This window comes from Niallia sp. FSL R7-0271, from assembly GCF_038005785.1.
Taxonomy (GTDB): domain Bacteria; phylum Bacillota; class Bacilli; order Bacillales; family Cytobacillaceae; genus Niallia.
Window position 1 is genome coordinate 974,774 of the sequence record NZ_JBBOTZ010000001.1, and the last position, 21,573, is coordinate 996,346.

The 21,573-nt window shown below is 40.8% G+C and carries 19 protein-coding genes; 18 read left to right on the plus strand and 1 reads right to left on the minus strand.

Annotated features, from left to right (window positions below; genetic code table 11):
* Window positions 1–68: 68 nt before the first annotated feature.
* The 10 genes from isdE to MKX82_RS05150 all read left to right on the plus strand — a co-directional run bounded on the left by isdE (window position 69) and on the right by MKX82_RS05150 (window position 9,026).
* Window positions 69–950 carry a heme ABC transporter substrate-binding protein IsdE gene (gene isdE / locus MKX82_RS05105; protein WP_233317182.1) on the plus strand — a complete coding sequence of 294 codons (882 nt, stop codon included), beginning with the start codon at window positions 69–71 and terminating at the stop codon, window positions 948–950.
* Window positions 951–965: 15 nt separating this feature from the next.
* A complete protein-coding gene (locus tag MKX82_RS05110; RefSeq protein ID WP_237941007.1) occupies window positions 966–1,949 on the plus strand; it encodes a FecCD family ABC transporter permease in 984 nt (327 codons plus the stop codon).
* The gene (locus tag MKX82_RS05115; protein WP_233317180.1) at window positions 1,939–2,709 is read left to right on the plus strand and encodes an ABC transporter ATP-binding protein; all 771 of its coding nucleotides are present in this window, start codon (window positions 1,939–1,941) and stop codon (window positions 2,707–2,709) included. The genes MKX82_RS05110 and MKX82_RS05115 overlap by 11 nt, the downstream gene beginning before the upstream one ends.
* A gap of 16 nt (window positions 2,710–2,725) precedes the next feature.
* Window positions 2,726–3,478 carry a class B sortase gene (srtB, locus tag MKX82_RS05120; protein ID WP_341075427.1) on the plus strand — a complete coding sequence of 251 codons (753 nt, stop codon included), beginning with the start codon at window positions 2,726–2,728 and terminating at the stop codon, window positions 3,476–3,478.
* Between the two features lie 8 nt (window positions 3,479–3,486).
* Window positions 3,487–4,434, plus strand: a complete 948-nt coding sequence (locus tag MKX82_RS05125; RefSeq protein ID WP_341075430.1) for an ABC transporter substrate-binding protein — start codon at window positions 3,487–3,489, stop codon at window positions 4,432–4,434.
* Window positions 4,435–4,436: 2 nt separating this feature from the next.
* A complete protein-coding gene (locus MKX82_RS05130) occupies window positions 4,437–5,435 on the plus strand; it encodes a FecCD family ABC transporter permease (RefSeq protein WP_411410690.1) in 999 nt (332 codons plus the stop codon).
* Window positions 5,435–6,208, plus strand: a complete 774-nt coding sequence (locus MKX82_RS05135) for an ABC transporter ATP-binding protein (protein WP_341075431.1) — start codon at window positions 5,435–5,437, stop codon at window positions 6,206–6,208. Before MKX82_RS05130 ends, MKX82_RS05135 begins: the two co-directional genes overlap by 1 nt.
* A 12-nt stretch (window positions 6,209–6,220) precedes the next feature.
* Window positions 6,221–6,553: a heme oxygenase gene (gene isdG / locus MKX82_RS05140; protein ID WP_233317176.1), complete on the plus strand. Its 333-nt coding sequence runs from the start codon at window positions 6,221–6,223 to the stop codon at window positions 6,551–6,553.
* Window positions 6,554–6,766: 213 nt separating this feature from the next.
* Window positions 6,767–7,648: a helix-turn-helix transcriptional regulator gene (locus MKX82_RS05145; protein WP_341075435.1), complete on the plus strand. Its 882-nt coding sequence runs from the start codon at window positions 6,767–6,769 to the stop codon at window positions 7,646–7,648.
* Window positions 7,649–7,748: 100 nt separating this feature from the next.
* Complete coding sequence (locus tag MKX82_RS05150) at window positions 7,749–9,026, plus strand: glycoside hydrolase family 27 protein (protein ID WP_341075437.1); 1,278 nt, start codon at window positions 7,749–7,751, stop codon at window positions 9,024–9,026.
* Window positions 9,027–9,064: 38 nt separating this feature from the next.
* On the opposite strand, the gene MKX82_RS05155 is transcribed toward MKX82_RS05150, so the two are convergent.
* Window positions 9,065–10,174 (minus strand): GntR family transcriptional regulator, encoded by a 1,110-nt coding sequence (locus tag MKX82_RS05155; protein ID WP_282581422.1) that lies wholly within the window; start codon window positions 10,172–10,174, stop codon window positions 9,065–9,067.
* Between the two features lie 354 nt (window positions 10,175–10,528).
* Here MKX82_RS05155 and MKX82_RS05160 point away from each other — a divergent pair, with 354 nt between their 5' ends.
* From MKX82_RS05160 to MKX82_RS05195, 8 genes are all read left to right on the plus strand, one after another.
* Window positions 10,529–12,763: a glycoside hydrolase family 127 protein gene (locus MKX82_RS05160; RefSeq protein WP_341075439.1), complete on the plus strand. Its 2,235-nt coding sequence runs from the start codon at window positions 10,529–10,531 to the stop codon at window positions 12,761–12,763.
* 263 nt (window positions 12,764–13,026) lie between these two features.
* The gene (araB, locus tag MKX82_RS05165) at window positions 13,027–14,730 is read left to right on the plus strand and encodes a ribulokinase (RefSeq protein WP_233317172.1); all 1,704 of its coding nucleotides are present in this window, start codon (window positions 13,027–13,029) and stop codon (window positions 14,728–14,730) included.
* Window positions 14,714–15,439, plus strand: a complete 726-nt coding sequence (araD, locus tag MKX82_RS05170; protein ID WP_233317171.1) for an L-ribulose-5-phosphate 4-epimerase — start codon at window positions 14,714–14,716, stop codon at window positions 15,437–15,439. Before araB ends, araD begins: the two co-directional genes overlap by 17 nt.
* A gap of 20 nt (window positions 15,440–15,459) precedes the next feature.
* Window positions 15,460–16,953 carry an L-arabinose isomerase gene (gene araA, locus MKX82_RS05175; protein ID WP_233317170.1) on the plus strand — a complete coding sequence of 498 codons (1,494 nt, stop codon included), beginning with the start codon at window positions 15,460–15,462 and terminating at the stop codon, window positions 16,951–16,953.
* 186 nt (window positions 16,954–17,139) lie between these two features.
* Complete coding sequence (locus MKX82_RS05180) at window positions 17,140–18,630, plus strand: alpha-N-arabinofuranosidase (RefSeq protein WP_233317169.1); 1,491 nt, start codon at window positions 17,140–17,142, stop codon at window positions 18,628–18,630.
* Window positions 18,631–18,634: 4 nt separating this feature from the next.
* Window positions 18,635–18,907: a DUF6171 family protein gene (locus tag MKX82_RS05185; RefSeq protein ID WP_233317168.1), complete on the plus strand. Its 273-nt coding sequence runs from the start codon at window positions 18,635–18,637 to the stop codon at window positions 18,905–18,907.
* Between the two features lie 44 nt (window positions 18,908–18,951).
* Window positions 18,952–20,460: an arabinosylfuranosidase ArfA gene (gene arfA / locus MKX82_RS05190; RefSeq protein WP_233317167.1), complete on the plus strand. Its 1,509-nt coding sequence runs from the start codon at window positions 18,952–18,954 to the stop codon at window positions 20,458–20,460.
* 43 nt (window positions 20,461–20,503) lie between these two features.
* Window positions 20,504–21,550: an aldose epimerase family protein gene (locus tag MKX82_RS05195; protein WP_233317166.1), complete on the plus strand. Its 1,047-nt coding sequence runs from the start codon at window positions 20,504–20,506 to the stop codon at window positions 21,548–21,550.
* The last annotated feature ends 23 nt before the right edge of the window (window positions 21,551–21,573 follow it).

A 21,573-nucleotide genomic window follows, 5' to 3' on the forward strand; every position in this document is an offset into this window, starting at 1 on the left:
GATATTCTGCGAGATTGAGCAATCAATCTCGCGGAAAATGTATTTGCTTTAACTCAGGGAGGAGAAATATGAAATACGTTAAGACATGTTTATTTGTATGCATATGTCTTCTGCTTGCAAGCTGCTCTAATAACAGTAGTGATGTGTCCAGCAATAAGCCGGCAGAAAAACAACCGGAAGAAACAGTTGTTGCCACTACATTAGCAGTTGCTGAAATCATGGATAAGCTGGAAGTAGATTTAGCAGGAGTGCCGACAACACAATATACTCTGCCTGAAAGGTACAAGGATGTAACGGAGGTTGGCAATCCGATGAGTCCTGATATGGAAATCATTAAATCTCTTAACCCTTCAGAAGTTCTGTCTGTAACAACTTTGGAATATGACTTGAGCGAAAAGTTTGAGAGCATGAATATTCCGGCCTCTTTTGTGAATTTGGAAAGTGTCGATAATATGATTCAGTCTATCACAGAGCTTGGCGAAAAATATGAAAAAACCGATAATGCAAAGAAGCTTGTTGACTCGATTCAATCAAAGGTTGCAGAAATGGAGGAGCAGACAAAGGATAAGGAGCAGCCAGTTGTGTTGATATTGCTTGGTGTGCCTGGTGCCAGTTATCTTGTGGCCACAGAAAATTCTTATGTCGGCAATTTAGTGGAAGTAATGGGCGGGAAGAATGCCGTTGAAGATCAGGCCGCAGAATACATATCTGCAAATACGGAGTTTCTACAGCAAACCAACCCAGATATAATTTTACGCTTATCACATGGGGTGCCAGACCAAGTTGCCAAAGAATTTGACAAGGAATTTGCGGAAAATGATATTTGGAAACATTTTAATGCAGTGAAAAATGGAAGAGTGTACGACTTGGAAGAGCCGTTATTCGCTACAACTGCTAATTTAAACATCACGCAGGCATTAGACCAGCTATTGGAAATGATGTATGAGTAGCAAAGGAAGAGATACATGAATAAGAAAATTATCAGTTTTATTATCGTAATTATGGCGCTGATTGGAATAACTGTTTACTCTGCTGCAAAGGGGAGCATCTCCGTTAGTTTAATGACATTGGTAAATGGAGTTCTGCACGGTAACAACGAAGAAGTTAATGTCATTGTCGATCTCCGGTTTCCGAGAATTATCGTCGCCCTCCTTACAGGAGCGATTTTGGCAGTTTCCGGTGTTCTTTTTCAATCTGTCATGAGGAATCCACTGGCAGATGCAGGAATTATGGGGATTTCAGCCGGTGCAAGCTTTTTTACGTTATTTGGATTGTTATTTTTGCCAACGCTGTTCATCAGCAGCACCCTATTTGCCTTTTTAGGAGGAGCGGTATCTTGCTTTATTATTTATATGCTTTCCTGGAAATCTGGATTGAAGCCTTTAAGGGTTATTCTGACAGGTATCGCAGTGAGTGCTATGTTCACAGGGTTGAGAGAAGCTCTCATTAATATTTGCGCCTATTTTAATATCACTGTTGGAGCATCGAACGCATCAAATTTAACAATGAAAACTTGGGAAGATGTTGAGTTAATTGTCCCCCTTGGATTAATAGGTATCCTGCTCGCGTTACTAGTAAGCCCATGGTGTAACCTGCTGAAATTACAAGATAAGAAGGTTGTCCAATTAGGAGTTAATATTCAGCTTGTCCGGATTATTATTTCTGTGATTGCTGTATTTCTCGCATCTGTGGCAACATCTATCGCAGGTATTATTATCTTTGCCGGATTGATTATTCCCCATATATCAAGACAGCTAGTCGGGACAAATCATCATATTCTTATTCCTTTTTCGGCATTGGCAGGAGCTTTTCTGATATTAACTGCCGATACGTTTGGAAGACTTTTGATTGCTCCCCTAGAAATTCCTGCCTCGACAATCATGGCAGTAATTGGCGGTCCATTTTTGATCTTTTTGCTGAGGAAAGGGGATAAATTAAATGGAGTTTAAAGGCCTGTCTTTCTCCTATGACCAAGGAAGAGCCTTTATGGAGGAATTAGAAGGAAGGATAGAAAAGCATAAAATAACGACAATCATTGGTCCAAATGGCTGCGGAAAATCAACCTTGTTATCACTTTTAGCAAGAGGTCAAAAACAAACTGCTGGTGCCATCACCTTGGATGGTAAGGATATACATTCCTATAAAGCGAAGGATTTTGCCCGGAAAATTGCGATGGTTAACCAAACAAACCACATCTCAGAGGATATGACAGTCCAAGAGCTTATACAGTTTGGGAGAATACCTTATAAAAAGATTTGGAAACAGGACAATGAGGAAGATACAGATGCAATAGAGTGGGCACTTGCATGCACCAAACTGCAAGACTTCAAGGATACACCTGTGAGTGCATTATCCGGAGGGCAAAGACAGCGTGTCTGGATAGCGCTGGCACTTGCACAAAAAACAGAGATATTATTTTTAGATGAACCAACAACCTATTTGGATATCTATCATCAACTAGAATTACTGTCATTAATTAAAGAATTAAATACTGTTCACGGCATTACAATCGTTATGGTTCTCCATGATATGAACCAGGCGCTCCGATACTCCGATTTGGTCATCGTTATGAAGGATGGGGCAATAAAAGCTTATGGGCGTCCGGAACAAGTGATTACACAGGAAAAAATAAAAGAAATTTATGATGTTCATATAGTCGTTAATGAGGATGACGAAACAGGTTTATATATCGTTCCGTTGAGCATTTGAGAAAGGAAGGGAAACAATGAGTGCAAAGCTGATAATCCAACGAATAATTACCATCATGGCCGTTCTAGTCTTTGTTTACTCAGTCTATAAACTAGTTCCTCCTTTATATGATTACTACACCAACAGAAAAGTGCTGGAAACGGTGCAGGAAATCTATAAACCTAATCAAACGTCGGACGAAAGCTTACAGCCAACATCCATCCGCTCCTCATTTGATCCATTGCTGGAAATTAATGAAGATATGGTCGGCTGGATAACAGTTGATGATACAAAAATAAATTATCCTATCCTACATTCCTCTGATAATGAATTTTATCTGACCCGAAATTATAAAAAAGAAGAAACACGTGCTGGCAGTATCTTTTTGGATTACCGAAATGATAAAAAGCTTGAAAACAATAAAAATACCATAATTTACGGACATAGAATGAAGGATGGTACGATGTTCAGCGGTTTAAAGAAATATTTAAATGAGTCCTTTTTTGAAAAACATAAAAAAATTCACTTAGATTCTTTATATGAAGGCTATGAACTGGAAGTCTTTTCTGTTTATCAAACTACAACGGATTTCTATTATATTGAAACAGATTTTTCTACAGACAGTGAATATCTTGATTTTGTTGATTTATTGCAGGCGAAATCTTTGTATGATACAGAAATGGAGTTTAGTCCGGAAGATCGAATTGTTACATTATCAACATGTGATTATGCGATTGATTCACTGGAAGGAAGGCTGGTTGTTCATGCCAAGCTGGTGAAAAGGAGTTGATACAAATCTTGCTTAACAAAAAAATAGGAAAGTATATGTCTATATTGAGTATAGGTTTCCTGCTTGCAGCATGTGGAAAAACAGGCGGAGGAACAGCAGAGTCGAGTGCTGATTCTATAGCTGTTACTGATTTTGCAGACCGTACTGTAACATTTACGGAAGCACCGGAAAAGGTAGCGGCTTTGGGCAGTGGAGATGTTGATTTAATGCATGCATTTGGAGTAGAAGTAGTTGGGAAACCAACACTTTCAGACGAAAGCAAGCTTGAAATCGCAAAGGACGCTGAGCAAATTGGAACAACACATGAAGTTAACTATGAAAAAATCGCACTGCTTCAGCCGGATGTTGTGTTAGCAAATGTTGGCTTTAATCAGGAGGATGTGCCGACAATTGAAGGGCTAGGTACGAAAGCAGTTTTGACAGAAGCAAACTCTATTCAAGATATTAAAAAGCAGATTACTCTTTATGGAGAAATGCTGCAAAGTACAGATAAAGCTGATCAGTTGATAAAGGAATTGGATGCAGACTTAAAGGCTGCTAGTTCCGCTTTAAAAAATTCGGAAAAACGTGTGCTTCTTGTTTATGGTGCACCAGGCACGTATATGGCAGCATTGCCAAATTCATTAAGCGGTGATTTCTTAGCTGCGGCAGGAGGGATAAATGTAGCAAGTGATTATCCTGCCTTAGAAAAATTCCCGCAATATGCACAAATAAATACAGAAAGAGTTGTGGAAGCAAACCCGGATGCCGTTCTCTTAATTACACATGGTGATGCAGAGGAAATTAAACAAGGCTTTCTAAAAGAAATGAAACAAAATGCTGCTTGGAATACATTAGATGCTGTTAAAAATGACAGAGTAGAAATCTTGCCTGCCGATTTATTTGGCACAAATCCAGGTACAAGAGCAGTTGACGCTGTGCAATACTTGGTTGAATTGTTAAATCATTTGGAGTGAGCATGTTGGAATATGTAGAAAGAAAGAAAAAACGAATGGCAGTCCTTGTGAGTCTCCTATTATTGCTGCTTATTGCCATATATGCAGGCTTATCATTTGGCGCAGTTTCTGTGTCCTTTAAGGAGTTATGGAGTGTGCTCGCATCAGGTGGAGAAGGTGTGTATGAAAAAATTGTATACAATCTCCGTCTTCCGAGAGTTATTGTCGGCTTATGTGTTGGAGCATGTCTAGCTGCATCAGGAGCATTGCTGCAAGGGGTAATGAGAAACCCGCTGGCAGATCCAGGTATTATCGGAGTTTCGTCTGGCGGTGGCTTGTTCGCTATCATCACAATGGTTATATTTCCACAGTACAGCTATTTATTGCCGTTTATTGCATTTATCGGGGCCTTTTTAACAACCGTTTTGATTTATATGTTTGCTTGGGATAAAGGCGCATCACCGGTAAAGATTATACTGGCAGGTGTGGCAATGAATGCAGTGCTTGGAGCAATTATGAATGGAGTAATGGTCTTGTACAGCGACAGAGTCCAATCTGTAATTGGTTGGCTGTCGGGAGGGTTAAACGGGCGAAGCTGGTATCATGTTGATATCATCTTGCCGTATACAATCATTATGCTGCTTGTCAGCTTGCTCGCCATTAAACCTGTTAATATATTGATTTTAGGAGATGATGCAGCGAAATTATTAGGACAAAATGTAGAGTTAATTCGCATGCTGATTATTCTGCTCGCCTCTTTTTTAGCAGGGATTGCCGTCAGTGTTGCCGGTTTGATTGGGTTTGTTGGATTGGTGGTTCCCCACATCATACGCCTTCTTATCGGAGAAGATTATCGGTTTTTGCTGCCTTTTTCCATTATTGGCGGAGCAGCCTTAGTTGTCATTGCGGATACGGCAGCACGAAGCTTGTTTGATCCAATTGAATTGCCTGTCGGTATCTTGCTTGCAGCACTAGGTGGTCCTTTCTTCATCATTTTGCTGCGTCGAAGGAGGATATTGTAATGACAGTGTTAAAATCAGAGGATTTGAGGTTTGCGCAAGGGAAATTTCGTCTCCATGATATTAACCTTGAATTTCCACAGGGAAAAATGACAGCAATTGTTGGTCCCAATGGTTCAGGGAAATCGACACTATTAAAACTTTTTGCACGACTCTTAAAAACAGACAGCGGCAATGTGACATTGGACAATCAGCTCATTCATAAATATAAAAGAAAAGAGTATGCAAAGAAAATTGCCATGCTTCTGCAGGCAAAAGAAATAATGCCAAATATTACGGTGAAAGAATTAGTTGCCTATGGGAGAGTTCCATTTCATAAGCTTGCCGGAACTGCTTCAGCAGAAGATAAAGAGATTATTGCGTGGGCAATAAAAGAAACTGGGTTAGAAAAAATGGCCGATCGTATGGTAGGACATTTATCTGGCGGGGAAATGCAACGAGCGAGGATTGCCATGGCGCTTGCCCAGAAAACACCGGTTTTATTGCTTGACGAACCAACTACCTATTTAGATATTACCCATCAGCTGGAGCTGATGAAACTTTTAACAAGAATAAATAAAACGTATCAGATTACTATCATTATGGTATTGCATGAGCTGCAATACGCAGGGGCTTACAGTGATAACTTGATTGTTATGAAGGATGGCGCAGTCTATCAAACTGGAAAACCGCAAAGTATTTTAACAGCTCAATTGCTAAAAGACGTGTATGAAATTGATGCAAAAATAAAATTTGAAAATAATTATCCTATTATTATCCCAAACTACGAAATTTAGGAGGAAGAAAATATGTATATTGTAACAAACACGGTAAAGGTTAAAGAAGGATTTGCAGAAGGATTTATCGAGAGATTTAACAGAACTGGAAAAATTGAAGAAAAAGCAGGATTTATCGGATTAGAAGTACTGTTAACTGCTGGGACAACAGATTATGAGGAAATTACTATCGTCACTAGATGGGAAAACAAAGAAGGCTTCTTAGGCTGGGTAGGAAGTGAGGAATTTAAAGAATCACACGCACATAGAGGCGGTGTTCCTGAATTCATTATTGAAAACAAAACTACAAAATATGAAGTGAGAGTGCAACGGAAGCCGATTATTAAAGAGGTTGCTGGCAACTAATGAGGAAAAAGAGGAGCTGTGAAGGCTCCTTTTTCTTTTGTCTTTAAGCTATCTGTCATTGGCAGTAAAAGCAATCATTTCTCTAAGGATTGAAAACGCTTCAAAAAAGTGGTGGAAAATTAGGTAATGTTGTATGATAATAGACAATAAGTCTAATAAAGGAAATTATCCTGCACATAAATTTAAGCGCTTACATTTTTTGGAGGAGCAACCATGTCAAATAATAAACAGGAAGTATATGGTTTTCGGTTTTTAGACACATTGAATCAATCATTTTATCAGCTGTTTGCTGTAGGAAACCAAAGTATTACAAAGGAAGCTTATCATTGGAATGGATTAACACGTAAAGATGGTCCGCTTTTTTTGTTCCAATATACACTCGAAGGCTGTGGTTACATTGAAATAGAAGGAACTCTCTATAAATTAGAAAAGGGAACCGGCTTTATGGTCGAGATACCAAGCGACCATCGTTATTTTTTTCTGGAAAATAATTCGAATTGGGAGATTCTATTTATTATGTTCCGTCCTACCAATATTGAAGCAGAATGGCAAAGGGTCGTGTCTAATATTGGCTCTGTTTTTTCTATGTCAGAGGACAGCTCGCCGATTCGTTTCTTAAAAAGGATTTTTGCCAGTGCTGCGAAAAACCACATAACAGATGGCTTTCGGGCCTCTGCGATTGTCTATGAGTTTGTTATGGAACTGTTCAGACATCAAGTATCTGCGAAAAAGGCAAAACAGTCATGGCCCCTGCCAGTAGCAGAAGCTGCATCTTATATGGAGGCATCTTACCAGTGCTTGCAAAGCTTGGAGGAAATAGCGGATAAAGTTAATCTTTCCAAGTATTACTTTACAAGACTATATAAAAAAACAACAGGATACACACCAATTGAGTACTTAACAAAGATTAGGATGGAAGAGGCAATCAGGCTTCTAAGAGAGACGGATATGACAATGGAGGCAATTGCTCAGGAGCTTGGCTACTCGACGGGCAGTTATTTCATTAAAGTATTCCATCAGTGGATTGGCATTTCGCCAGGTGAATTTCGTTTGGCGACAGAACATGCTTATTTACATCAATTAAAATTAGATTAACATAGCAATATATTACATATATAAGCAAAAAGTTATCGTAGATGTGCTGTATGCGTTTCCTTTAAGATTAACTTATAAATCGCGAAGGATGTGAATAGTAATGAATCATCATCGTTTTGCCCAGACTCCTCCACTAGGATGGAACAGCTGGGATTGTTACGGCGCTTCTGTAACAGAAGAGGAAGTTAGAGGAAACGCTGAATATATGGCAACGCATTTAAAGGAGTCTGGATGGCAATATATTGTTGTAGATATCCAGTGGTATGAGCCTGGTGCGAACTCCTCTATGTATCGTCCATTTGTTGAACTGGAAATGGATGAGTTTTCCCGCTTAATTCCTGCAGTCAATCGGTTTCCTTCCGCTGCCGACGGAAAAGGTTTTAAGGAGCTTTCGGATTATGTACATAGCCTTGGCTTAAAATTCGGCATTCATATTATGAGAGGGATACCAAGGCAAGCTGTTCATCAGAATACGCCTATTTTAAACTCTGTTCATACAGCCCGCGATATTGCTCATCCTAATTCTATCTGTCCATGGAATACTGATATGTACGGAATAGATGCGAGCAAGGAAGGGGCACAAGCATATTATGATTCGCTGTTTAAGCTGTATGCTGAATGGGGAGTCGATTATGTAAAGGTCGATGATATTGCTGCATCAAAGCTTTACAACACACATGTGGATGAAATCGAGCTGATCAGAAAGGCGATTGATCATTGCGGCAGAGACATGGTTTTAAGCCTTTCGCCAGGACCTGCTCCATTAGAGTTTGCAGACACATTGCGTGATAATGCGAATATGTGGAGAATGACAGATGATTATTGGGACCAATGGGAGCTTTTGTACGATATGTTTGATAGATGCGAGAAGTGGAGCGGTCTTTCGGGACCAGGCTATTGGCCGGACTGCGATATGCTGCCATTAGGGCATATTGGCATTCGCTCCGTTGATGGAGGGGGAGCAGACCGCTGGACAAGATTTACAAAAGATGAACAGGTTACGATGATGACTTTATGGTCGATTTTCCGTTCGCCACTTATGTTTGGCGGAGAGCTTCGGGATAATGACAGCTGGACACTGTCATTGCTTACAAATAAAGATATGCTGGAACTAAACCAAAAAGGTTCTCACAGCAGACTTTTGTTTAGAGAAGACAATAAAGTTGTCTGGACTGCCAATGGTCCTGAAGATGCTGTTTATGTTGCTCTATTCAATATTGGTGAAGCACATTGTGAAATAGAGGTTTCTTTAGAGGAATTAGGGGGGAACAGTTCTTCCATAGTGAAGGATGTTTGGAGCAATGAAGCCACTTCCAATAAAGAAAAAATCCAAGTAACTCTTGCACCCCACAGCAGTAGACTATATAAAATAACATAATAGCAAAAAGGCTGAACATAATCGTTCAGCCTTTTTGCTTATTGTTTTACGACAGGAACTGCCGCAGTTGAATCTCTGATGATTATTTCTGGTTCATAGACAATCGATGGGGCAGGTTTGCTTTTCTTTTCAACAGCAGCGACAATCCACTTGGCCGCCTCTTCGCCCATTTTCATTTTTGGATGGGTAATAGATGTTAGTTTGACTTCTGAAGCTTCTGTTAAAAAAGAATCGTCAAAGCCTAGAATGGAAATGTCATTAGGAATAGATAAGCCCATTGTGCGCAAAATGCTGATTGCTTTAATCGCAAGCTGGTCATTATAGCAAACAATCGCAGTCGGCCTGTCTTCTCTTTTTAAAATTTCCTGCAAAGTTTCCAAGGATTTGTCTTGGTCTTCTGTTGTAAAGTTAATGATCATATCCTGAAAGAAAGGAACGGAATGATCTTTGTATGCTTGAATGAAACCTTTCATCCGGTTGACACCTTGCAAATCATCTGTTTTAAAAAGGCCGATGATTCGTTTATGTCCAAGCTTAATTAAATGCTCTGTAGCAATATACCCACCCTTTTCATCATTGACGATTATATAAGGCGGGGCAAGCTGGGAGTAGAACTGATTAATCATTAAATACGGAATCTTATTTTGCTCTAATTCCAAATAATAGCTGATATTAGGGTTGAAATTACTGCTTTTTGTCGGTTCAACAATCAGGCCGTCAATATTGCTACCAAGCATAGTCTGCAAGCTTTGCTTTTCTTTTTCAATATCATTATCCGTACATGCAAAGGTTAAGGAGTAGCCTTTTGTCGATAGATAAGATTCAATGCCTTTGATAATAGAAGGGAAGATGTAATCAGAAATATAAGTGGTAATTACCCCGATATTCTTTGTGCGCTTCACTGCTTGACCAGCAGAATTTGTACTTGTATTTCTGTCGGAGCAGAACGTTCCGGCACCTTGTTCTCTGTACAGCCATCCTTCATGAACCAAATCTCCAATTGCTTGGCGAATGGTATGGCGGCTTACGCCAAACATTTTGACAAGTTCATTTTCAGAATGAATTTTTTCTCCTGGTTTTACTTTGCCTGTTGTAATCCATTCGGTAATTTGTTCTTTTACCATGTTGTATTTTGTTTGTTGTGCCACACTATCACCACTTTCTCGCGTTTCCATATCTGTAACTTATACGTACAAAATTAGATATAGAGATATCGTACCAAAAAACACCGAAAAAAACTATCATTAAATTTTTTACCTAATGCACTTGGAGCAAACACCTTTCAGCTTATAGGAAAAAGGGTGTTTTCGTACAAGTGAATGTATGCAAGTTGTTCTCCATTTCAGCGAAAAAGAATAATACATGTCTAGAAATGTAAAAGGAATTCAGTTGACATGTACGAACAACTAGCATAAAATTTTTATTATAGAATGCGCTTACATAGAAGGATGCTTAAATTGCAGTTACTGCTTATAAATAAGAGATAGGGAAGTGAAGCTAAAATGACAGTTGAAGCTTTTCATTTAAGGCAAGTGAGAATTACGGATGGCCCGTTTAAACATGCGATGGAATTAAACAGAGATTATCTGTTGCAGCTCAAACCAGATAAGCTATTGTCCAGATACAGACAATATGCAGGGTTAGAGCCGAAAGCAGATCATTATAAGGGCTGGGAAGAACAAGGAATTTCCGGCCATACGCTTGGACATTATATTTCTGCATGCTCTATGATGGCAGCTGCAACAGGTGACAGCAGATTTAATGAAAGAACAGCATATATAATTGACGAACTAGCGCTTTGCCAACAAGCGGACGGAACAGGTTTAATTTGTGGCATACCGAGAGGGAAAGAGATTTTTCAGGAAGTAAAAGAAGGCAAAATCTATTCTCAAGGCTTTGACTTAAATGGAGGATGGGTGCCTTTATACACCATGCATAAAGTGTTTGCTGGTTTAAGAGATGCGTATATTTACACAGATAATGAAAAGGCGCTTCAAGTGGAAATAAAGCTGGGACTTTGGCTTGAGGACATGGTTAGGGGTTTGTCTGAAGAGCAGATGGATGAACTGCTTAAATGTGAATTCGGGGGAATGGCAGAGGTTCTTGCTGACTTGGCAGTCCATACTAGTGACGACCGATTTTTTGCTCTTTCAGAAAGATTTTATCATAAAGAAGTATTAAGTCCATTAGCAGATAGAAGGGATGCTTTAGCTGGAAGGCATGCTAACACACAAATACCGAAAGTGGTCGCTGCGGCACGGCAGTACGAAATCTCCGGCAACGAAATGTACAAGGAAATTTCTGAGTTCTTTTGGGACACTGTCGTTCATGAGCATTCCTATGTAATTGGAGGTAATTCACTTAATGAGCATTTTGGCGAAGCTGGCAAACTGAATGACCGCCTCGGTGAAAATACGTGTGAAACATGCAATTCATACAATATGCTGAAGCTTACAAAGCATCTTTTCAAGTGGAAACCTACAGCTGAAGAAGGCGATTACTATGAGAGAGCTCTTTACAATCATATACTTGCATCACAAAATCCGCATGATGGTAGTGTCTGTTATTTTGTGTCACTTGATATGGGCGGACATAAAAAATACAACTCTAAGTTTGACAGCTTTACATGCTGTGTAGGATCTGGGATGGAAAACCATGCGAGCCATGGCAATGCCATTTATTTTCATGATGAAAATAAACTGTATGTTAATCAATATATACCTTCTCGTCTTGACTGGGATAACATGGGGGTTATTGTCGAGCAAAAAACAGAATATCCACAGAATGGCAGAATTAGAATAGAACTGTCTTGCCAAGAGGAAAAGGCTTTTTCTCTCTATTTAAGATATCCTTACTGGGCGGTTAGTGGAATGGAAATCTCCATAAACGGTGAACAGTACCAGCATGATAATCAGCCTGCGAGTCTTATTGAAATAGAAAGAGTTTGGCAGGATGGAGACGTGCTGGATATTCATATACCAATGACACTTCGCAAGGAAGCAATCCTGGATAATCCAGACAGAGTCGCTTTTTTACACGGGCCGATTGTGCTTGCAGGAGATTTAGGGGAGATAAGTGACGCACAGGTTACGAAGGATTTATTATTTACACCGGTCCTTGTGACAGATGATGATCCAATTCATGCAATAGTCGCTACTGCTGATGCAGAATACAGGCTGGATGGCATCGGCAATCCTCGTGATGTGAAGCTATTGCCGTTTTACCTTCTGCATGACAGAAGTGCGACTGTTTATTGGGATGTGTTTACAAAAGATAAGTGGCAGGAAGCGGAGAAAGCTTATAAAGAAGCGCTTCAAAAGGAACAAGCGCTGCAAGAAAAAACGCTTGATTTCGTTCAGCCTGGAGAAATGCAGCCAGAGCGCGACCATCAGTTTGAAGGAGAGCATGTCGGAATTGGAACTGTGTCTAACCGGAAGTACCGCGACACATGGCCGAATGGGCATTTCAGATTTAATCTGACAGTCTTGCCAAACGAAAATAATAGTCTTATAGCAGCTTATACAAAAAATGAATGGAACAGCATGAAGGAATTTGATGTGTTAGCAGATGACAGGAAGCTTGCCGACGGAAAGATAGAATGGGAAGAAATGAGTCAATTTGTATACGTTAAATATGAGATTCCTAGTGTGGCAACAGACAGAATTTCCATTACATTCCGGGCACATCCAGACAAAAGGGTGCCGAAAGTTTTTGAGCTAAGGACAATTAAGGGCTAAATCATACAAGTTGAAAATAAATAAAAAATTTTCAAAAAAGAGATTGAAATAATTTCAATAGATGTTAGAATTACATTATAGTTATACGTACAAGTTGATAAAAGTTATCTGGTTGTAAGGATGAATGAGAAATGTTTATGAACAGAGACAACAGGCTTCTTGTACGTATAAAGATTTTAAAGAAGTAAAGGAAGAACTAGACAGATACATTTAAATATCTCAATTTTGAAAACGCATACTTTAGCTAGGAAGGAGAAATACACATGGCAAAGTACTCAATAGGAGTAGATTATGGAACCCAATCAGGCAGGGCGGTTCTTGTAGAGGTAGGAACAGGCAGAGAGGTAGCTACTGCCGTTAAGGAATATACACATGGTGTAATGGACGAGTATTTACCTGACGGAAAGACGAAGCTGGAACATGACTGGGCCCTTCAGCATCCTGCTGATTATTTAGAAGTTTTGCAGATTACGATACCAGAGGTTTTACAGAAAGCTAATGTTTCAAATGAAGATGTTATTGGGGTTGGGATTGATTTCACTGCTTGTACGGTCCTGCCGATTGATAAGAACGGCATTCCGCTCTGCTTCTTGCCAGAGTTTAAGCAAAATCCTCACAGCTACGTGAAATTATGGAAGCACCATGCAGCTCAAGATGAGGCAAACCGTCTGAATGAAATTGCTGCACAGCGGGGAGAAACATTTTTACAGCGCTATGGCGGAAAAATTTCGTCTGAATGGGCAATCCCGAAAATCTGGCAAATTCTTAATGAAGCACCAGATGTTTATGATGCCGCAGATCAAGTGCTAGAAGCAACTGATTGGGTTATTTCCGAATTGACAGGAAAGATTGCGCGAAACAGCTGTACTGCAGGCTATAAAGCAATCTGGCACAAACAAGAAGGCTACCCAAGCAAAGAATTCTTTAAGGCGCTAGATCCACGCTTGGAAAATGTTGTAGAAGAGAAGCTGTCTACAGATATTCATTCCATTGGTTCTAAAGCAGGGGAAATCACAGAAAAAGCTGCAAAATTAACAGGCTTAAAACCGGGGACAGCAGTTGCAGTTGCAAACGTGGACGCCCATGTTGCTGTGCCCGCAGTAGGAATAACAGAGGCAGGTAAGCTGCTAATGATCATGGGTACATCAACATGCCACATCTTGCTTGGTGAAACAGAGGAAATTGTACCAGGAATGTGCGGAGTGGTCGAAGATGGAGTTATTCCAGGCTTTCTAGGATATGAAGCCGGCCAATCTTGCGTTGGAGACCATTTTGAATGGTTCACAGAAAACTGCGTACCGGAAAGCTACCAGAAGGAAGCGGAAGAAAAGGGCTTGAACATCCATCAGCTGTTGACAGAAAAAGCCAGCAAGCTGAATGTTGGGGAAAGCGGACTGCTTGCTCTTGACTGGTGGAACGGGAACAGATCAACACTTGTTGATGTTGACCTGACAGGAGTATTGCTTGGTGCCACTCTTTTAACAAAGCCGGAAGAAATTTATCGTGCCTTAATTGAAGCAACTGCATACGGCACAAGGATGATTGTGGAGACATTCCGTAATAGCGGGGTGCCAGTCAATGAGGTTTACGCAGCAGGAGGCATCGCGGAAAAGAATACCCTTATGATGCAGATTTATTCAGATGTATTGAACATGGATATTAAAATTTCAGCATCCTCCCAAACACCAGCTCTTGGAAGTGCAATGTTTGGTGCTGTCGCAGCGGGTAAGGAGCGCGGGGGTTATGACCATATTAATGAAGCGGCTCAAGATATGGGAAGAATTAAGGACCATATCTATCAGCCTATTGAAAACAATGTCAACGTTTATGAGAAGCTTTTTGATGAATATTCCCGCCTATATGATTATTTTGGTCGCGGTGAAAATAATGTGATGAAAACACTCAAGCAGATTAAAAAAGAAGCTGCACTTGAGGGCAAGGAGGGAAACTATGTTAGAGAAGCTTAAGCAGGAAGTATTAGAAGCTAACCTGGCGCTGCCTCAGCATAATTTAGTAACTTTCACTTGGGGGAATGTAAGCGGTATCGACAGAGAAAGCAATCTTGTAGTCATTAAGCCAAGCGGTATCCCTTATTCACAGCTGAAAGCAGAAGACCTCGTTGTCACTGATTTGGATGGAAATATTGTGGAGGGGAATTTAAACCCTTCCTCTGACACACCGACACATCTTGCTTTATACCGAGCATTTCCAGAAATCGGCGGGATTGTACATACACATTCGCCTTGGGCAACAAGCTGGGCTCAGGCAGGCAGAAGAATTCCTGCATTAGGAACAACACATGCGGACTATTTCTATGGTGAGGTGCCTTGTACAAGAAAGCTGACGGAAGACGAGGTCAACCGAGCTTATGAGCTGGAGACAGGCAATGTCATCATTGAAACAATTCGAAAAGAGGGCATTGACCCGAAAGCACTCCCAGGGATATTGGTGACAGGCCATGCCCCGTTCTGTTGGGGAAAGAATGCAGATAATGCGGTCCATAACGCTGTCGTCCTGGAGGAGGTAGCTAAAATGGCCCTTCATACATTGCAGTTAAATCCAGATGTGGAGTGGATTGATCAGTATTTGCTTGATAAGCATTACTTAAGAAAACATGGTGCGAATGCCTATTACGGACAAAAAAGCGAAGAAACAAAACAAAAAACATCCAAATAAAATAACTAGGAGGAATTAATGTGTTAAATACAAGAGAGTACGAATTCTGGTTTGTTACGGGAAGTCAGCTGTTATACGGTGAAGATGTATTAAAGCAAGTGGAAGAGCATACGAAGACAATGGTAAACGGTTTAGATTCCTCGTCTTCTTTAAGCTATAAATTAAGATTTAAGGCGGTTGTGAAAGATGCTGATTCAATCAGAAGACTTGCTTTAGAAGCAAATGCTAATGAATCCTGTGCTGGTATCATCACATGGATGCACACTTTCTCTCCATCTAAAATGTGGATTGCCGGTCTTTCGGCCTTGCAAAAACCTTTATTGCATTTTGCTACACAATACAACAGAGATATTCCATGGGAATCGATTGATATGGATTTCATGAACCTTAACCAATCAGCACATGGTGACAGGGAGCATGGTTTTATTGGAAGCAGACTGCAACTGAACAGAAAGGTTATTGTCGGACACTGGGAAAATGAAGAAATCCGCGGACGAATCGGCAGCTGGATGAGAACTGCAGTTGCTTTCTCTGAAAGCAAAGCTTTGAAGATTGCTAGATTCGGAGATAATATGCGTCAGGTTGCCGTGACTGAAGGCGACAAAATTGAAGCACAGATTAAGCTTGGCTGGACAGTGAACGGCTACGGCATCGGAGATCTTGTAGCGAAGATGAATGAAGTAACGGATGCAGACCTCGACGCTTTGATGGCCGAGTATGAAGAAAAATACGATATCGTACCAGCAGGTTTAGAGGAAGGCTCAATCAGAGACTCCATCCGCGAGCAAGCAAAAATTGAATTAGGTATGAAAGCATTCCTGGAAGAAGGAAATTATACGGCTTTTACAACAACATTCGAAGATTTGCATGGTATGAAGCAGCTGCCTGGTCTTGCTGTGCAAAGACTGATGGAACAAGGCTACGGCTTTGCAGGTGAAGGAGACTGGAAAACAGCAGCGCTTGTCCGCTTAATGAAAATAATTGCAGGCAATGAAGGAACATCCTTTATGGAAGATTACACATATCATTTCGATCCAGAAAATGAAATGGTTCTCGGCTCACATATGCTGGAGGTATGTCCGACAATTTCGGCAACAAAACCGAAAATCGAGGTTCACCCGCTAGGTATTGGCGGCAAGGAAGATCCTGCCCGCATCGTGTTTGATGGAAGAGGAGGATTAGCATTAAATGCTTCTATCATTGACCTTGGCCACCGTTTCCGTCTGCTTGTAAACGAAGTGGATGCGATTCAGCCAGAAGAGGAAATGCCGAATTTGCCAGTGGCAAGAGTGTTATGGAAAACGCAGCCATCATTAAGCCAAGCAGTAGAAAACTGGATTCAAGCAGGCGGAGCCCATCATACATGCTTCTCTTATGTTGTATCAACAGAACAGCTTAGAGACTTAGCAGAATTAGTAGGTATTGAACTCGTTGTTATTAACAATGACACAAACTCTATTTCATTTGAAAACGAGCTGCGCTGGAATGATGTGTATTACCGTTTGAAAGGATAAGAAAATTCATCTATTAAGACGGAACAAAACAACAGCATGATAAGTCAGAACTTCCATGACAATTCTAGATTTTTTTAGAACAATGGAGGTTCTGACTTCAGCTCTTTTATCACAACGATAAAGATTAGCGGGAATATTAACGAAGTACATATTCTGTAAGCGAATCAATAAGGAGGAGAAGATAGCATGGGGAATACGGTAATCATTAACGCGGACGTAAAAAAAGGAAAAATTAATAAAAATATTTACGGTCATTTTGCAGAGCATTTAGGCAGATGTATATATGAAGGAATATGGGTTGGAGAGGAATCGCCAATACCGAATACAAAAGGAATAAGAAATGATGTTTTAGCAGCGCTAAAAAAAATTAATATTCCAGTCTTAAGATGGCCAGGCGGCTGTTTTGCAGATGAGTACCATTGGAAGGATGGAATCGGCCCAAGAGAAGACCGCAAACGAATGGTTAATACACATTGGGGCGGCGTCGTTGAAAACAACCATTTCGGAACACATGAATTTATGCTTCTGTGCGAGCTGTTAGGGACTGAACCGTATATCTGTGGAAATGTTGGCAGCGGCACTGTCCAAGAAATGTCAGAATGGGTAGAATACATGACATTCGAAGGAGAATCTCCAATGGCAAATTGGCGCCGCGAAAACGGCAGAGATGAACCATGGCAGCTGACTTATTTTGGCGTCGGCAATGAAAACTGGGGATGCGGCGGAAATATGAGACCAGAATATTATGCGGATCTTTATCGCCGTTACCAAACATATGTCAGGAACTACGGAGATAACAAAATTTATAAAATTGCAGGCGGAGCAAATGTCGATGATTATAACTGGACAGAAGTGCTCATGAAAAATGCCGGCCACTTGATGGATGGGCTTAGCCTTCATTATTATACAATTCCGGGAGACTTCTGGCTTGGTAAAGGCTCAGCACTAGACTTCCCTGAGGATGAGTGGTTCATTACGATGAAGAAAGCCATTCATATGGATGAGCTCATTACAAAGCATGGCAATATTATGGATAAATATGATCCTGATAAACGTGTTGGCATGATTATTGATGAGTGGGGCACATGGTTTGATGTAGAGCCGGGAACAAATCCAGGCTTCTTGTATCAGCAAAATACGATTCGTGATGCACTCGTCGCAGCACTGCATTTTAATATTTTCCATCAGCATTGTGACCGTGTCCAAATGACGAATATCGCACAAACAGTGAACGTGCTGCAAGCGATGATTTTGACAGAAGGCGAAGAAATGATTCTTACGCCGACATATCATGTTTTTGATATGTACAAAGTCCATCAAGATGCTGAGCTTTTAAGTGTGGATGCGCAAATTGGCAGCTATGAACATAACGGAGAATCCCTTCCGCAAGTAAGTGTGACTGCATCGAAGGATTCTGCTGGCCAGGTTAATGTGAGCTTCTGTAATATCGATCATGTAAACGGCAGCTCATTCGAATTGGATTTACGCGGACTGACCGAGGCGAAAGAGGTGTCTGGTACAATCCTGACAGCAGATGCAATGAATGCTCATAATACATTTGATGCGCCAGAAACAGTTAAGCCAGCTGCATTTACAGATGTGTTAGTAAACGGAAGCAAGCTGTCTGTGAATATTCCACCGATGTCTGTAGTGACATTAGCTATAACAGGAGCTTAAAAACATGATGCAAAAGAATGCATGCAAGGGCTGTGTCGAGAGTGTAATAGTTTCAGAGGAAGTCATTGAGGAGCTGCTTAAAGAGGCAGCAGAAACACCGGAAAAGCTTGTGCTTGATTCAGTCTATCAAGAAAGGCTGAGCATTTGCCGAGACTGCACTTCTTTACAATACGGGACGACTTGTGCCTATAGCGGATGTATTGTCCGCTATAGAGCAAAGTTTAAAAGAAAAGCATGCCCGAATATCGGAAACCCTAAATGGTCTAAAGTTGTATAAAGCTTATCTTTAAAAAACTTTCAAGAAGAAAGGAAGTAAAGCACATGACAGCGAATAAAGCAAAGATGATTCTAGAAAAGGATTTTAAAGTTGGAGAAATTGACAATCGGATTTATGGCTCATTCATTGAACATCTCGGTAGGGCTGTGTATGGAGGTGTCTATGAACCGAATCATCCGGAAGCGGATGAGAACGGTTTCAGGAAAGACGTTATCCATTTAGTTAGAGAACTTCAAGTGCCCCTTGTCCGCTATCCAGGCGGTAACTTTGTGTCCGGCTATAATTGGGAAGATGGTGTTGGTCCTGTTGAAAGCCGCCCGCGCAGATTGGATCTGGCTTGGAGAACGACAGAGACAAATGAAGTAGGTACAAATGAATTCATGAAATGGGCAAAACTGGTAGGTGCAGATGTAAACATGGCAGTCAACCTTGGGACAAGGGGAATTGATGCTGCCAGAAATCTTGTTGAGTATTGCAACCATCCAGGAGGTTCCTATTACAGTGATCTTCGTGCTGCGCACGGGGTGAAGGAACCATACAATATTAAAACATGGTGCTTGGGAAATGAAATGGATGGTCCTTGGCAAATCGGCCATAAGACTGCAGCAGAGTATGGAAGAATTGCTCAAGAAGCAGCCAAAGTGATGAAATGGGTCGATCCGTCCATTGAGCTGGTAGCCTGCGGCAGCTCTCATCGCAATATGCCAACATTTGCAGATTGGGAAGCAACAGTGCTTGACCATACATATGACCATGTTGATTATATTTCCTTACACCAATATTACGGAAATCAGTCTAATGATGTAGCCAATTATTTGGCTTTATCACTTGAAATGGATGACTTCATCTCCTCTGTCATCTCGATTGCAGACTATGTAAAAGCAAAAAAACGAAGCAAAAAGAAAATAAATCTGTCCTTTGATGAGTGGAATGTCTGGTACCACAGCAATGAAAACGACAAGTTGATCGAGCCTTGGAGCATCGCGCCGCATCAGCTTGAAGACGTTTACAACTTTGAAGATGCTCTGCTTGTAGGCTGTATGCTGATTACGATGTTAAAGCATGCAGACAGATTGAAGATTGCTTGTTTAGCACAGCTTGTAAACGTTATTGCGCCAATTATGACAGAGGATAATGGGCCAGCATGGAAACAGACTATTTTCTACCCGTATATGCATACATCTGTTTACGGAAGAGGAGTATCCTTGAATCCAATTATCTCCAGCCCGAAATATGACAGTAAGGACTTTACAGATGTCCCATTTTTAGAATCAACAGCCGTATATAACGAAGAACAGGAACAGCTGACTATCTTTGCTGTGAATCGTCATTTAGAAGAAGGTCTCCTGCTTGAATGTGATATTCGCAATTTTGAAGGGTATCAAGTTGTCGAACATATCGTTTTAGAAAACGATGATATCAAGGCGGAAAACAGTGCCGAAAAACAGCGCGTAGAGCCGCATACAAATGGGAATGCCGAATATAAAGACGGAATTATTACAGCTGTTTTGCCAAAGCTGTCCTGGAACGTAATCAGGTTAGAAAAACGATAATGCGCTATTAAACTAATAGCTGCTAGCGGAAGGGATAGATTATATGAACATAACAGTAGAAGCATATGGGAAAATCGGCGATAAAGCCGTAGATCAATACAAACTGACGAATGATAACGGAATGGATGTTACGTGTATCAACTACGGCTGCATTATTACAAGCATAGTAACACCAGACAAAAATGGCAGCTTTGAAAATATTGTTCTTGGATACGATTCACTTCAAGAATACGAGCAGGATTCCTACTTTTTAGGAGCGGTTGTCGGCAGGATAGCAGGCAGAATTAAAGGAGCTGGTTTTGAACTGGATGGCAAGCAGTATACACTTGCCAAAAATGACGGAGCAAACCATCTGCACGGAGGAGTAAAGGGCTATAACAGAGTCGTTTGGCAAGCGGAGCCAATAGAAGAGGACGGGGCAGTTGGCGTTAAGTTTACTCATACAAGTCCTGATGGTGACGAAGGCTATCCAGGTGAGCTGAGGCTAACAGTATCCTACTTGCTCAATAATGATAACGAATTAAGCATTACTTACGCAGGTACAGCAGATCAAAAAACAATCGTCAATTTAACAAACCACTCTTACTTCAATTTAAGCGGAAATCTTAAAAGAGATGTCCTAAACCATAAGCTGACAATAGCTGCTGACCGTTTTCTGGAATTGGATGGAGAACTGATTCCCACAGGTGTCCTAGCAAACGTGGAAGATACAGTTTTTGACTTTAGGGAAGGACGACTTATTGCGTCTGGTGCTGAATCAAGAGATGAACAAATATCACTTGCAGGTGGCGGCTATGATCATCCATTCCTTCTGAATAAAGAGAAGACGGACGAAATTCTGTTAACGGAAGAAGAGTCAGGCAGAACTTTGACAATCAGTACAGATGAAGCTGGTGTTGTGTTATATACTGGCAATCAAATTGACGAGTCCAGCAGATTTTTTGAAGTTCCGGCAAAACGATACCATGGACTTTGCCTAGAAACACAAGGACTTCCAGATGCAATCAATCAACCTGAATTTCCGACATGGGTAATGGAGGCAGACGAGGAATTTAAAAGAAAAACAACTTACACTTTTGGAACATTATAATAAATAAACACGTGGACTTGGCG